The following is a 13,763-nucleotide window of genomic DNA, read 5'->3' on the forward strand; positions in this document are numbered from 1 at the left end:
GGCACCTTCTACGGCCCCATACCGATCTGACAGGTACCCCTTAACTCATCTATTATACACTTTTACATGCAAAAAAACTACAAAATACTGGGCATCGATCTGGGCGGCTGCATGAGCGGCAATTCCGCCTATATCCACGCCAACGTCGTTGACGGGAAAGTCGAGGTTCTCGAAGCGTTTAAAGAGCCGAAGCACAAAGACCACATCGCCTGTCAAGAGTACATTGTCGATGTCCTGGAACGCCTGGAGGTCGATGCCGTCACCGTCGATGCGCCTTTGAGCCTACCCCTGCCCCTGCTTCACCCGCAGATGCCGACGCCGCCGAGAGAGGGATCGGGCGAGATCATCAACCCCTATCTCTATCGCTACACAGACTACTACCTCTATAAAACATTCGGTCTCCGGCCGATGCCGCCGGCGGGCGACCGCATCGGCCGGCTGACCGCACGAGCCGTCGCCCTGCTGCACCATTTCGACTACCGGTTTCCCTACCTTAGCGTCAAAAACAGAAAAGTACCCATCTACGAGGTCTACCCCAAACAGATCGCCCATGCATTAGGTTTTGCCGACTACAAGAAAGAACCGCAACGCCTTCTGTCCCATTTTAATCAGAAACAGAATATGGATGAGCATCTTGTCGATGCCCTGCTCTGTGTCTACGGCGGCTACAAAATCTTGAGAGGGGAAACGGTTCAAATCGTTGAGGAAGCTAAAGATGAGGGGTGGTGTTTTCCAATTCTCGAAACGCCGCGATAACAGCAGACGTTTACCTAGTACGCCCAGATAAAAGTCAACCCGCCGTAACGTTCTCTCGATATGTCCTGATTAATGATGATATCGGTCTGTTGCAAAACAAACGAGGTCTGAAAGTCACCGATATACATACTGATATTACCGACCCATTGCGCGTTGAGCATTTTGACGTCAAGTCCGCTCATCTTTTCAGCCTCTTCCATGATATAGTTATAGAGGGTGGCTCTCATCACAAAACCGAGACTCATCGACCAGCCCCATGCACCGTTTCGCTCCCGTACATTTATATGTTCATTCCCCAAAGAGCCAAGATACTGTGAGGCGAAGACAAAATTATCCGGGACATTATCGCCGATACGCACCAGCGTTCCCAGCTCCATCTCGACTGCAGCATTGCCGGCTGTCGCCAAAAAATCGTTAAACCAGTCGACTCTGTAACTCTCTGCGAAATTGTATTCGTAAGAGCGGTTCCCATACCCGTAGCCGATCTCAAAGAAGCCTTTGTTGCCCAGCTGACTATCCCAACCCTCTACGGCATCATTGTTGATGAGATCATGAAAACCGTTTTGTACCTCCTCCGCCTTTGCACTCGGCCCGATGACACCCACTGAAATATGATAGGAATGAAGTTCCTCGCGATCCCATTCAAAAAGTCCAAATCCCATCCGTAGCACGCCGGCAAAAGGAATATCATCTGCAGCCGTGCCGTTATCATCAAAACTGGGAGTTACGATATATTGATTGATGAAGACACTGCTTTGAAAGTTCCGACCCGTGTCCAGTGTGTGAAAAGGGATCAGATCTGCAACAAAGATGAGAGCTTCGGTGTAAGCGGCTTCAACCCCTCCCGTACCGGAAAGTTCATCGCTCACCCATCCCAACGCGAGCCCGTTAGTGTAGTGCTGATCCGTTTTAAATATGACATCATTGTGTATAAATCCGCCCACAGAACCGCCAAAGAGTTCTACTCCCGTTAACATATACAACAGAACAAATATTCTAAAAACTGCTCTTGTAAAGATATCCAATACTATCCCGCCATCATCTTATTGATCCGGTATTATAACGCTTTACTCCGGCAGTATGGATTCATCCAGATCAATCGACCCAAACGACCAAGCAGACACGGGGTGATACCGATTATAAAAAAGAGCCAAAATCTCTTCTTCACCATTTCGATCAAGATGCAAAGATGGGTGAACACCTCGTCGATGCCCTGCTCTGTATCTGCGGCCGCTGCAACATCCTGAAAGGCGATTATATTGATGTCGTCAAAGAGGCCGGTTCAGAGGGGTGGTGTTTTCCGATAACCGTGTAAATCCGTTGCAGGTCTGTGTTAATTTTTATTTCGATAAAATATCCGCCATTTCAACTTACCAGGACATCATATGACAGCTCTAATCATTATCGGCGTCGTACTGCTTGCGCTCGTGCTGATGTACAACTCCCTTGTCGGCAAGAAGAACCAGATCGAGAATATCTCCGGTAGTGTCGATGCTGTTTTGAAAAAACGCTATGACCTCATTCCCAACCTTGTCTCCTCCGTTCAGCAGTATATGGCGCATGAGAAAGGCCTTTTGAACAATATTACCGAGCTTCGTGCCAAGGCGATGAAGCCGGATCTCTCCGACCATGACAAGATTACGCTCGACAAAGAGATCACCTCGGCACTCGGCTCTATCCTGGTCGCCGTCGAGAACTATCCCGACCTCAAAGCCAATCAAAACGTCATGCACCTGCAGCGCACGCTTCACGAGGTCGAAGCACAGATCTCGGCCGCCCGCCGTGCCTACAACCAGGCGGTCACCGACTACAACAATGCCATCGAGATGATCCCGACCAACTTCATGGCCTCGATGATGAATTATCAGCGCAAAGAAGTTTTTACTATTCCCGAGACAGAGCGCCAAAACGTCAATGTGAACGATCTTTTCAGCAAAAAGTAGTTAGCGGATGGCGAGTGTCAATGATCTGACCGACTTTTACTACAATGAGCTCTACCCGGAACTCAAAATTCTCGAAGCAGAGCGAAAAAGGGTCAAATCAAAAGTGACGCTCGTCCTGGGTTCGATCGGCATTGCAACCGTAAGTATTGCGGCAGTTATCGGCAAAAACACGGGGTTCAACGACACCCTCTTTTTTATTCTCTTTGCCGGTTTCGGCATCGGCGGTTTTGTCTATAAGTTTATGATCAAAGACTACACCGCCGAGTTCAAACAGAAGATCATCCGACCCCTCATCCGGGCCATCGATACAGACCTTCGTTATGCACCGCTCCATCACGTCAGCGAATCACTCTTTTCTCACGCGAAACTTTTTACGCAGCGTATCGACCGCTTCGGGGGGAATGACCATGTAAAAGGGACAATGGATGGGATAAACCTACAGTTTTCCGACCTTCATGCCGAACATAAAAGCACCGATTCAAAAGGGCGTACCAGTTGGCATACCGTCTTTCAGGGGCTCTTTATCGTTGCCGATTTCAACAAACATTTCCTTGGGCATACGGTCGTGCTTCCCGACAGTGCGGAGAGTACCTTCGGCTCCTTTATCGGCAACTGGATGCAGTCGAACAACTACTCCCGTAATGACCTTGTTAAGATGGATGATCCTCTCTTTGAAAAAGAGTTTGTGGTCTACGGAAGCGACCAGATCGAGTCGCGCTATATTTTGACCCATACGATGATGAAACGTCTGATCGAGCTAAGGAGAAGAGCCGGAGCAAAACTCTATGTCGCTTTTAGCGGAACACACATCTATATCGCCATCGATTACAATGACGATCTGTTTGAGCCCAAACTCTTCTCATCCCTGCTTGAGTACAAGGCGGCAATGGCCTACATCCAGACGCTGCACCTGGCCACGGGCATCATCAAAGAGCTCAAACTCAACGAAAAACTCTGGTCTAAACATTAGTGTTTTTCTGCTATCATCAACACTAAAAGGATCGTTACCCATGACAAGTGTCACAACAGAGTGCAATCGTCTACTGCGCGGATTATGTAAAAAACTTCTTTTGCTTCCCTTTTTTCTGACCCTTTCTCTGAATGCACTGGAGGTCGGTACTGTTCCCCCTGAAATCACACTTAGCGGTGATGCAGGCGGCCGTCTGGACGGCAGCTCCTGGTCAAGCAGTGAACTCAGAAACAAGGTTCACCTGCTCTTTTATGTTGACCCCGATGAGAAGGATCTCAATAATGCGCTAAGCGATGCTGTCAAAGCGGCAGCGCTTGACCGCGCCAAATTTGCTTCCGTTGCCATTATCAACATGGCAGCGACCTGGAAACCGAACTTTGCCATCAACGCCGCCCTGAAAAAGAAACAGAAAAAGTTTAAAAAGACCCTCTATCTCAAAGATATGGACAAAGCGCTTGTCTCACAATGGGGCCTTGCCGACGACAACTCGGATATCATCGTCTTCGATCAGGCAGGCAAGGTGCTCTTCTATCATGCCGGAAAAGTAGAAGGCGAAAAAATAGAAGAAGTGATCAGACTTATCAAGGAAAACATGTGAATTCAAACCTCTGGACATTGAGCGTTCAGGACTTCCTGACCAAAAAGATGCTGACCTATGCGTTTGCCCCCTTTCTCTTCAGCATAATCGTACTTTATGCCCTCTTCTTCTCCGCAGCCGATGCCGGTCTGGACAGCCTCAAAGAGAGTGTGATCCATATCGAAAAGATGCAGACGACGCAGGAGAACGGCATCGCGCACACCGAGAGTAGTGATGAGACCTACGTCGGCGGCAATGCGATCTTGGAGTTTTTGATGCAGTATTCCATCACCTCCTGGCTGGTCAGCTTCTTTCTCTTTACCGTCGGCGGGATGCTGATGTTTGTCGTCGCCATCTTTACCGCCATACTGGTGATCGGCTTTCTGACGCCGGCCATCTTGAGGGAGCTGCAGCGCCGTCACTACCCCGAACTCACGCTCGACGGTCACGGGAATGTCTTTACCACACTCTTTCATTCGCTCAAATATATCGCCATCATGGTCATCTTGCTGATCGCCTTGATCCCGCTCTATTTCATCCCTGTGCTCAACATCGTGGCGATCAACCTGCCGTTTTACTACCTCTTTCACAAGTTCTATATGCTTGATGTCGGCACCACAGCACTTCTAAAAGAGGAGTACCGGCAGATGATGTACTTTAATGCGAACAAGGTCCGTATTACGACACTGCTGCTCTATCTCATCTCGATGATCCCTTTTGCCGCACTGTTCACCCCCGTCTTCAACGTTATCGTGCTGGGGCACACCGTCCTGCGCAGTAAAAAAGCGCAGCTTGAAACACCTCTTAGCCGAAGACCGTAACCCCTTTAAGCTCTGTCGTCCTACATGATGCGCTAAGCTCATGGTGCTACAATGTCAAAAAAAATTGGGGTTGTGATGCTAAGCAGGGTTGACAGGGGCGTTCTCTTTATGTTGGTCAGTGCCCTTATCTCTGCACTCAACGGGGCTATTGCCAAGATATTGAGCGAGGATATCTCCGCACTCGAGATCGTATTTTTCAGAAACCTCTTAGGCGTACTCTTTCTGCTCGTCATGCTCAGGCACACCCCGACCAAACTGCCCGGCGGCAAGATCCATCTGCTGATATTGCGCGGCCTGCTCGGCTTCAGCGCAATGATCCTCTTTTTCTACACCATCACGACGATCCCGCTCGGCGTGGCCATAACGCTGAACAAGACCTCCCCGCTCTTTGTCTCGGTGCTGGCCTTTTTCCTGCTCAAAGAGCAGCTCTCACGCAAGGGGGTCGCTGCCCTCCTGATCGGTTTTATCGGCGTGGTACTGATCACTAAACCGATCGGCCTGGTATTTAGCTATGAGCACTTTTTGGGGATACTGGGAGGTTTTTTTGCTGCGGCCGCCTACACGACGATCAAGAAGATCAAACACATCTACGATGCGAGGGTGATCGTTCTCTCCTTTATGACAACGGGGACGCTCTTTCCGCTTTTTCTCTTTTTGATCGCACCCTATGTAGCCGCGCCCGAAGCCGTCGCGTTTCTCTTTGTCGATTTCAGATTGCCGGACAGTGTCAAACTCTGGACACTTATCCTGCTGATAGGTGTTATCTCTACCCTCTCGCAGTGGCTGCTGACCAAGGCGTACAGCCTCTCAAAAGCGGGGGTCATCGGCGTTGTCAGTTACACCAACATCCCCTTCGCCATCGGCTTTGGCTATATGCTTGGCGATGCCTTTCCGGACTTTTGGACATTCTGCGGTATCGGTTTGATCGTTCTGGGTGGCGTGTTGGTCAAAAAAGGATAGATCAGGCTTTATGCAGAGACGATCGTTACCAGTCGCTTCGCCTCTTCTAAAAAAGCGTCCAAGCTCTCCTGCGGTGCCTGCAGGTGCATCACTTCACCCACGGCGTCAAACTCTTTTTCAGTCACCTTGACACCCAGCTTCTCAAGTATATAATCCACCTTGCCGATGTCACTGTAGGCACATGCGACAACCAGGAGATTCTCTTTCTGGTAGGGCACAAGATTTGCAGCATTGACCGCCAGGTTCGCCGCATCGGAGTAGGCGCGCACCAGACCGCCGGTGCCCAGTTTCGTACCCCCGAAATAGCGCACGGTGATCACGGCGACATTGATCAGTTCACTGCCCTGAAGTACCGCCAGGGTCGGTTTACCCGAGGTCCCTTTCGGTTCACCGTCGTCACTGCTTCCCTCAACGACCTGATCGAACTCGTTGATATAGCGGAATGCCGTGACAAAATGGCGGGCCTTTGGATGTTCCGCTCTGAGTGATGCCAGCACCTCATCATAGATGCCGTATGGTATCAGATGGGCAATGAACTTGGACTGTTTTTCAATAAGCATCTCATGCGTATGGTCAGTGACTGTAAACATGACCGGATTTTATACCAAACAAGGTTATAGAGGACTGTGATTAAAGCGCTTCTTGAACAGGGTGCGACGGCGCACCGGGCAGCAGACAGATAAAAAAACAGTGCGGACATCTAAAACGACTGGTTATTTTACACCCTATTTTAATCCCCCATCCTTTGATGATTATGCTAGAATCACAAACAAAAAAGATGTGATAATGCAAGAAGAACGCAAAGGCGAGATCTATATGCTGCTGCTCTCGCTTATAGAGAGCTGGTTTCCGATACTGTCACTCTTCAGTATCCCCCTTATCGGCGCGATCTACAGCTATACTTTCGCTATCGTTATCGCCACCGTCATCTTTTTAGCACTTGTCGTCTATCAAAAAAAAGTGCCCGAGCTTTTTCAGAAAAATGCCCGTAAAGACCTGCTGCTGACCACCCTTTTTATCAACCTCCTCTTTGTACTCGTCTTTATCGGCCTGCAGTACACCACCGCCGGTAATATGGCCGTCATCATCTTTCTGCAGCTTCTCTTTGCCTACCTCTATTTCAATGTCTTCGGCAGTGACAGGCTCAGTCCGATGCAGACGGCCGGCGCAGCGCTCATGGGAGTGGGGGCGCTGACCGTCCTGATACCGGATGACCTCAGTTTCAACAGGGGTGACCTGATCATCCTGATCTCCGCAGCAATCGCCCCCTTTGCCAACCTCTACCAGAAACGGGCTCGCAGCTTTGTCAGTTCGGAGACCATTCTGGCCTTTAGAAACGTCATTGCGCTGCCGGCCGTATTTGCACTCGCCTATCTCTTTGAACCGCTGCCGACCCAGGAGAACCTCGTCAAAGCCGCGCCCTATATTCTGATCATCGGTTTTCTGGTCTTCGGCCTGGCCAAGGTGCTTTGGATCGAAGCGCTGCACCGCATCTCGATCACCAAGGTGAGTGCCATGCTGGCCCTCCCGCCGCTCTTTACCCTGGTATTTGCCTATTTTACCCTGGACGAAGTTCCCGGTATCCGCCAGATGCTCGGCATCATTCCGATCCTGATCGGCGGCTATCTCATTACCAGACCCGCGAAAGAAGCCCATGTTTAAAGAGGCGCACCGAAAACTTTATCAGTGGTACCAAGAAAACGGCCGCCACGACCTCCCCTGGCGCCAAAACAGTGATGCATACAGGATCTGGGTGAGCGAGATCATGCTCCAGCAGACCCAGGTCAAAACGGTACTCGAAAGATTCTATTTTCCCTTTCTGGAGAAGTTTCCGACACTACAAGCACTTGCTGAAGCCCATGAAGACGAGGTACTTAAACAGTGGGAAGGGCTCGGCTACTACACCCGGGCACGCAACCTGCATAAGACTGCGCAGATCTGCCGGGACGCTCTTCCGCAGAGTGTGACCGAACTCGTCGCCCTGCCCGGCATAGGACAGAGTACGGCCCACGCCGTCGCCGCCTTCGCCTACCATACCCCTGTTCCCATCATGGATGCCAATGTCAAGCGGATCCTCTACCGGGTCTTCGGCGTCAAAAAGGCGAACGACAGAGAGCTGTGGCAGCTGGCCTACCGCCTCTTTGACGAAGAGCGACCCTTTGACTACAACCAGGCGATGATGGATATCGGCGCCATGCTCTGTCAGGCAAAGCAGGCCGCCTGTGACCGCTGTCCCTTTAATGATATTTGCAAAGCGACAGAGGATGGCCCGCTGCTCTACCCCGAGAAGAGAGCAAAAAAGCAGGTACCTGTCCGTCTGAAACATATCGTGATCCACAAACATGACGGCCGGTATGCCCTGCGCCAACGCCAGACACGTTTTCTAAACGGGCTTTGGGGGTTCATGGAACATGATGAAGTGCAGGAAGCACAGCACATCGGCGAAATAAAGCACCAGTACTCCCACTTCCATCTCCACGCCAAAGTCTACTTCTCCGCCTCAATGGTCGAAGAGGAAGCCGCATGGTACACCAAAGAGGAGATCGAAAAACTCGCCCTGAGCGGTGCCGACCACAAGGCCTTTGCACTCTTGCAGGAAAGTGGGTTATAATCACCAACAATTTTCTAACTGACAAGGAGTCTTATGAGCATCATCCTCATCTCGATCTTGACGATCCTGCTGCTCTCACGTGTGTTGCAACGGCGTTTTTCCATTCCGCTGCCGATCGGTATCATGTCGCTGACACTGATCACCTACACCTACATGCCGGAGCTGATCAACCTCTCTGCCCATGAAAAGTTTGACGAGATTTTGTTGCTTCTTCTGCCGCTGATACTGCTGCCGGATGCGATGAACTTCAGACTCCGGGACCTTAAAAAGCACGGCATTGCCATCTTCTACCTCTCTTTTGTCGCCGTTGTCCTCTCCATCATTGCAGGGATCGTGCTTAATTTTGCGTCGGTCCATGACTACACCTTCACCGTCGGTATGCTCATCTCTCTCTTTGCGATGGTCCTCGCCACCGATGCCGTGAGTGTCAGCTCCATCTTTTCGCAGTTTGAGCTGCCACACTCGCTCAAGGTACTGACCGAGGGAGAGTCCCTTTTCAACGATGCGACGGCGATGATCGCCTTCTTGTTTATCGGTCTGCCGCTGATGGGCGGAGCAGAGATCACTGCCGTGGATGTCTCGTTCATACTGGTCAAAGTGCTTGCCGGCTCGATCGTGATCGGCTTTATCGTCGGTTACATTGCCAAGATCATTCTGGGGTGGCTCCACACCGTCGTCGATGAGTTCATCGTCATCCTGCTGGCTGGCTACGCCGCCTTTGTCATCGCGGAGCTGCATGCCATCCATGTCTCGGGGATTCTCTCGCTCATCGTCGCCATCATGACGCTGCAGTTCTATATCAACAGAGATCTGAGCCGTTTCAGCGAAGACGAGGAGATCGTCTCTGACGACACACAGCGTAGGCTCAGTTCGCGCGAGCGGTTGATCACGACAAAAGCCCGCATCGATGCCAATAAACAGTCCATCGCTTTCTTCGCCCTCTTTGCCAACGCCCTGCTCTTTGTCACCCTCGCCGAGCTCATCGAGTTAGAGAAGCTCTTCAACTACACCTACGAGATCATAGGCCTCTTTTTGGTCACCACTGTCATACGGGCCCTGATGATGCTGAAGTTCTCTTTCATCTCCCGCGCCAGCAACCGCATCACCAATGTCAACTACCGGTGGTGGGCCGTTCTTACCCTCTCTGGGATCAAAGGCGGTCTCTCCATCATCATGGTCCATCACCTGCCGGAGAGTTTTATCTATAAAGAGATGTTCACCCAGGTAGTCATGGGGGTGATCCTGCTCTCAATCTTTGTCTACGCCATCGGCCTGATCGCTGTTATCGGCTACTACAAAGAGGCCTTTAAAAAGGATATCGAACTGGAAAACGCAACGCACTAATTATCGTAGAGATAGAGCAGATCGCTGCGTCCGAGATGCGCATCTATCTCTTCGTTCTGCTGCACTTTTTTTGGCACAGGAAGAAGCGTGATGAAAGGTTCATTCGACACTCTTGCAAACCGCATATTGACCCCGAGTCCGTTTTCCAGGTGCATCGCTCCGACAAAAACGATCAGCTTCTCATCTGCAGCCAATCGCTCTAAAAGTTTGGCACTCTCTTCTCCCATCATCGTATCCCATGCGACCTGAACACGATACATCCGTTCGCTGCACGCGGCTTGCGACTCCCCGTTTTTCAGGCTGTGACAATGGCTGAAATAGGGCGAAAGCATCACTTTGTGTGCACGCACGTTAAGATCAAGCCCATCATAGAACTTTCTCTCCTCTTCACTCATACCGGTGAGGTTTTGATCCGATATCTTCTTTTTAAAGGCCCGACTCATATTGATGCCGAAAAGCGCCCCCTGATTCGCGATGACCGCATCGTAGATCGGTTTTGAGAGGTTGAAATCATACCCGACACGCTTTTTCCACGACAGCGCTTTGGAGAGATTGGCATCGAGTTCACCGTCTACATACTGTTTAAGCAGCGCATCGTCCTGCGGTGTAAACCACTCGTTGGCCAATGCGATCTTATACCCCCGGCGTGAGAGTTCATCGATAAGCTCTGTCAGCACCTTATGGGCGTTGGCACTGTGATGATGGTCCCCGACAAAGATCACCCTGTAGGGCTCAAATATATCGATAAAGGCCTCTTTGTCCAGGCACTCCGCACGCTGCAGTGAATAATAGGTACAAGAAGGCTTAACATCGTGGTTGAGCGATAGGGCCGTTTTATCGGCACACCCCGAAAAAAAGAGAAGTAAGCCCACAAATAGAGATAAATTCTTCATTGCTAATTTCCTTTTCGCTATGATATCGAATATATAATGTAATAGGCTAGACAATGGCATTCAACCTTAAGCACTACATCTTTCGTGCCTTTCGTGAACTTCTTCTGTATCACCACAGTTCTCTTGAGTTCAGAGCAAAACTTTTTGCTGCACTGATCGCTGCCAATGAAAACTACAGTGAATGCGAACTCGATATTGTTCGGGAAACAGGAATGGCGCTCTACGGCGAAGCAGACAGAGCCAATACACTGCGGTTGACCGTTGAAGAGTATCTGGACAAGGTCTTTGAAGACAATGGTCTCGCTATCGATGAGTTGATCGAAGATATTATGAACGACCTGAAGGACATCCCGCGTTATGCGGACAAAATTTCAATCGACGATTATCGAAAGATCATCGCTTGCTGCGAAGACGAAGAGAACAGAATCTATCAAGAACGCATTGTCGATCTATATCAAAGGCTAAAAGATGATTATGAGAAACGTCGTAAGTAGTTTAATTCTTGTACTGATTTTAAGCGGTTGCGAAAACAGAGCTGAACCGGTTGAAGAGGAGACACAAATCGTGCCTCAAGAGCAGTATGAACAAGGGCATATCGAAACCCATTCTACAGAATAACGTTAAGCGTTAAGCGTTAAGCGTTAAGCGTTAAGCGTTAAGCGTTAAGCGTTAAGAAAGATAGCGCAGCACATCTTTAAAAGTCTCAACTTGTAAAAGTTTCAGATTTGATGCAGATTGTGCTGAAGTGAGCCCGAAGGCAGACACCGGTATGTCGAGTGGTGAACTGAAGTGCAAGGTGTGTCGAAGCTGGAGCTTTGATTAACCTTTGTACGGGGAGAGTTGATACCCCTCACCCATCAACTTCATTACACCGCCGACAAGGTTTTTAACGTTATACCCTTGTTGTGCCATAAAGTTAGCCACCTGCGCCGTGCGCGCGCCTGTACGGCAGATAAGGCCGATCTCAACATCTTTGCCGCCGAGGGCATCCATCTGTTTTAAAAAGCCTTCGGCATCATAACCGCCGCGCTCATCAAAAAATGTGATCGTTTTACAACCCGGGACAACACCGGTCTGCATCCACTCGCCTTCTGTACGGATATCAACGATGACCATATCTGAATTTTCCAAGATCTCTTTTGTTGGAGTTACATTAATGCTCATTTTCTGCCTTATATCTAAAATTTGCTGGAATTATACCGAAATTAATCATCAGAGACTTTAGGAGGAGAAACAGGCGAACGCTTTAAGAATTGTATGTAAAAAGTATCTGCATGATTTATCTGTGCATGACGCCTCGGAGCAAACAAGGTCCCCTCTTGTCAAAACGCCGTATCGGCGAAGTGAAATAGGCGTTTGCTTTCTGTTGCGCTAAAGTAGAAAACGCTTCGGGTCGAAAAAACTCTCGTCCGAAATATTTGAAAATGCCGCATTGATCGAAGTAAAGATATCGGGGTACTTCTCTTCCATCCCCTTCAACATCTCTTTCATCTCCGCTCTTGCATAGGGCATCTTGACATCGAAACGCATGCTCGGACACGCTTCGTCGCCAATCGCCTGAAGACCGTTGTCTTCGGCAAAAGCGCGCAGCTGGCGCTCACGCATCTGAATCAGCGGACGGATCACGATCAGGCCGTTTCCTGCCCGGTATTTCGGAGAGAGCGCACGCATCTGTCCGTTATAGATCAGGTTCATAAAAAAACTCTCGACCGCGTCATCGAGGTGGTGTCCGAGGGCTACTTTGTTACAGCCGAACTTCTCCGCTGCGGAGTAGAGAGAGCCTCTTCGCATACGTGAGAAGAAGGAGCAGAAAGAGGAGTTCTTACGTATCTTCTCCTGGGCCGTCTCATAGATCTTCGTATCGTAGATCTCATGTTTGATACCGTACTTTTCGCAATGTTCGGCCAGGTAGTCAAAGTTTTCACCCATACCATAGGCAACCGTCACCGCGACGAACTCAAAATCAAAAGGCGCGCGGCGCTGCTGCTCTTTCAGCGCATGGATCAAGGTCAGGGAGTCCTTACCGCCGCTTAGACCGACAAGGATCTTGTCACCCTCTTCTATCAGTTCAAAGGCACCGTTGGTACGGCCCATCTGCTTCATAATTTTTTTACTGATCTTGACCATCAGCTATCTTATCAAGCATAGCCAGTACAAAACTGCTACTGACCTGAGACGAGTGTTTTAAAAATTCGTCAAAATCAAAGGTTGCATCCGTATCGGCGGTATCACTGATCGCGCGCAATACAAAAAACGGTATATTGAGCTGATCACAGACGACTGCGACTGCTGCACCCTCCATCTCAATGGCATCTGCATCAAATGTTGTCTCGATCCACTTCTTGCGTTCCGGATCGGCAATAAACTGATCACCGGTCGCAATAACCCCGCCTTTGAGAGCTATCTCTTTCTCATCAGCAACACTTTTAGCGATTCGAAGAAGCTCGCGCGAAGGCTCGACATAAACTTTCCCCTCCGGTACATAGCCGTGAGGATGCCCGAATGCAGTGATGTCTAGGTCATGCTGGCAAAGCTGCGTCGCCGCAATAAGGTCTCCGATCTTCAGCGAAGGGTTGACGGCACCGGCTACACCGGTAAAAAGCAGCTGCTCGGCCCCGAACTTCTCGATCATCGTCGCCGCCGTCAACGCGGCATTGACCTTACCGATCTTGCTGTATCCCAAGACGATATCAAGTCCCTTATACTTCGCCTCATGATAGAGGTTGCCCCCGTAATTGACATCATTATGTTTTTTAAAATATTTCAGAAGCGGTTCGTGCTCTCCGAGATTCAAAAACGGCTCGACCTCTTCAATCATCGCGCCCATAATTGCTATTTTCATCATTATCCTTAATCTGTTTTAGCCATCCATTCCTGGTAGCTATGAA

17 protein-coding genes are annotated in these 13,763 nt (G+C 49.8%); 11 read left to right on the forward strand and 6 right to left on the reverse strand.

Translation table 11 applies throughout. From position 1 onward, the window contains the following. Positions 1-66 precede the first annotated feature (66 nt). Positions 67-756 (forward strand): DUF429 domain-containing protein, encoded by a 690-nt coding sequence (locus WCY20_RS09440; protein WP_345974630.1) that lies wholly within the window; start codon positions 67-69, stop codon positions 754-756. Between the two features lie 14 nt (positions 757-770). Here the strand turns inward: WCY20_RS09440 and WCY20_RS09445 are convergent, their stop codons facing one another. After that, complete coding sequence (locus WCY20_RS09445; protein WP_345974631.1) at positions 771-1,733, reverse strand: lipid A deacylase LpxR family protein; 963 nt, start codon at positions 1,731-1,733, stop codon at positions 771-773. A 212-nt stretch (positions 1,734-1,945) separates the two neighbouring features. Between WCY20_RS09445 and WCY20_RS09450 the strand changes: the two genes are divergently transcribed. The 6 genes from WCY20_RS09450 to WCY20_RS09475 all read left to right on the forward strand — a co-directional run bounded on the left by WCY20_RS09450 (position 1,946) and on the right by WCY20_RS09475 (position 6,027). Then, positions 1,946-2,071 (forward strand): hypothetical protein, encoded by a 126-nt coding sequence (locus WCY20_RS09450; protein ID WP_345974632.1) that lies wholly within the window; start codon positions 1,946-1,948, stop codon positions 2,069-2,071. Between the two features lie 70 nt (positions 2,072-2,141). Beyond that, positions 2,142-2,699 carry a LemA family protein gene (locus tag WCY20_RS09455; protein ID WP_345974634.1) on the forward strand — a complete coding sequence of 186 codons (558 nt, stop codon included), beginning with the start codon at positions 2,142-2,144 and terminating at the stop codon, positions 2,697-2,699. 7 nt (positions 2,700-2,706) lie between these two features. Continuing rightward, a complete protein-coding gene (locus WCY20_RS09460) occupies positions 2,707-3,669 on the forward strand; it encodes a DUF3137 domain-containing protein (protein ID WP_345974636.1) in 963 nt (320 codons plus the stop codon). A 40-nt stretch (positions 3,670-3,709) separates the two neighbouring features. Beyond that, the gene (locus WCY20_RS09465; RefSeq protein ID WP_345974638.1) at positions 3,710-4,267 is read left to right on the forward strand and encodes a YtfJ family protein; all 558 of its coding nucleotides are present in this window, start codon (positions 3,710-3,712) and stop codon (positions 4,265-4,267) included. Continuing rightward, positions 4,264-5,067 carry an EI24 domain-containing protein gene (locus WCY20_RS09470; protein ID WP_345974640.1) on the forward strand — a complete coding sequence of 268 codons (804 nt, stop codon included), beginning with the start codon at positions 4,264-4,266 and terminating at the stop codon, positions 5,065-5,067. Before WCY20_RS09465 ends, WCY20_RS09470 begins: the two co-directional genes overlap by 4 nt. A gap of 51 nt (positions 5,068-5,118) precedes the next feature. After that, entirely contained in the window at positions 5,119-6,027 is a 909-nt protein-coding gene (locus tag WCY20_RS09475) for a DMT family transporter (protein ID WP_345974641.1), read from the forward strand. 8 nt (positions 6,028-6,035) lie between these two features. On the opposite strand, the gene WCY20_RS09480 is transcribed toward WCY20_RS09475, so the two are convergent. Further along, positions 6,036-6,617 carry a YigZ family protein gene (locus WCY20_RS09480; RefSeq protein WP_345974642.1) on the reverse strand — a complete coding sequence of 194 codons (582 nt, stop codon included), beginning with the start codon at positions 6,615-6,617 and terminating at the stop codon, positions 6,036-6,038. 196 nt (positions 6,618-6,813) lie between these two features. On the opposite strand from WCY20_RS09480, the gene WCY20_RS09485 reads away from it, so the two are divergent. Genes WCY20_RS09485 through WCY20_RS09495 form a run of 3 tightly spaced genes read left to right on the forward strand, consistent with a single transcriptional unit; the run spans position 6,814 to position 9,982 of the window. After that, positions 6,814-7,689: a DMT family transporter gene (locus WCY20_RS09485; protein WP_345974643.1), complete on the forward strand. Its 876-nt coding sequence runs from the start codon at positions 6,814-6,816 to the stop codon at positions 7,687-7,689. After that, on the forward strand, positions 7,682-8,638 hold the full coding sequence (gene mutY / locus WCY20_RS09490) for an A/G-specific adenine glycosylase (RefSeq protein ID WP_345974645.1): 957 nt from the start codon (positions 7,682-7,684) through the stop codon (positions 8,636-8,638). Before WCY20_RS09485 ends, mutY begins: the two co-directional genes overlap by 8 nt. Positions 8,639-8,671: 33 nt before the next feature. Further along, positions 8,672-9,982, forward strand: a complete 1,311-nt coding sequence (locus tag WCY20_RS09495; protein WP_345974646.1) for a cation:proton antiporter — start codon at positions 8,672-8,674, stop codon at positions 9,980-9,982. On the opposite strand, the gene WCY20_RS09500 is transcribed toward WCY20_RS09495, so the two are convergent. Then, positions 9,979-10,875, reverse strand: a complete 897-nt coding sequence (locus tag WCY20_RS09500) for a ChaN family lipoprotein (RefSeq protein WP_345974647.1) — start codon at positions 10,873-10,875, stop codon at positions 9,979-9,981. The genes WCY20_RS09495 and WCY20_RS09500 overlap by 4 nt on opposite strands. 53 nt (positions 10,876-10,928) lie before the next feature. On the opposite strand from WCY20_RS09500, the gene WCY20_RS09505 reads away from it, so the two are divergent. Beyond that, positions 10,929-11,369 carry a hypothetical protein gene (locus WCY20_RS09505; protein WP_345974648.1) on the forward strand — a complete coding sequence of 147 codons (441 nt, stop codon included), beginning with the start codon at positions 10,929-10,931 and terminating at the stop codon, positions 11,367-11,369. Between the two features lie 325 nt (positions 11,370-11,694). Here the strand turns inward: WCY20_RS09505 and WCY20_RS09510 are convergent, their stop codons facing one another. The 3 genes from WCY20_RS09510 to WCY20_RS09520 all read right to left on the reverse strand — a co-directional run bounded on the left by WCY20_RS09510 (position 11,695) and on the right by WCY20_RS09520 (position 13,720). Next, positions 11,695-12,039 (reverse strand): rhodanese-like domain-containing protein, encoded by a 345-nt coding sequence (locus WCY20_RS09510; RefSeq protein ID WP_345974649.1) that lies wholly within the window; start codon positions 12,037-12,039, stop codon positions 11,695-11,697. 207 nt (positions 12,040-12,246) lie between these two features. Continuing rightward, a complete protein-coding gene (locus WCY20_RS09515; RefSeq protein WP_345974650.1) occupies positions 12,247-13,002 on the reverse strand; it encodes an ATP-binding protein in 756 nt (251 codons plus the stop codon). Further along, positions 12,986-13,720, reverse strand: coding sequence for a 5'-methylthioadenosine/adenosylhomocysteine nucleosidase (locus WCY20_RS09520; protein WP_345974652.1), 735 nt, complete (start codon positions 13,718-13,720; stop codon positions 12,986-12,988). Before WCY20_RS09520 ends, WCY20_RS09515 begins: the two co-directional genes overlap by 17 nt. Between the last annotated feature and the right edge of the window lie 43 nt (positions 13,721-13,763).

The sequence above is a fragment of the Sulfurimonas sp. HSL3-7 genome (assembly GCF_039645985.1).
In the GTDB taxonomy this organism is placed as follows: domain Bacteria; phylum Campylobacterota; class Campylobacteria; order Campylobacterales; family Sulfurimonadaceae; genus Sulfonitrofixus; species Sulfonitrofixus jiaomeiensis.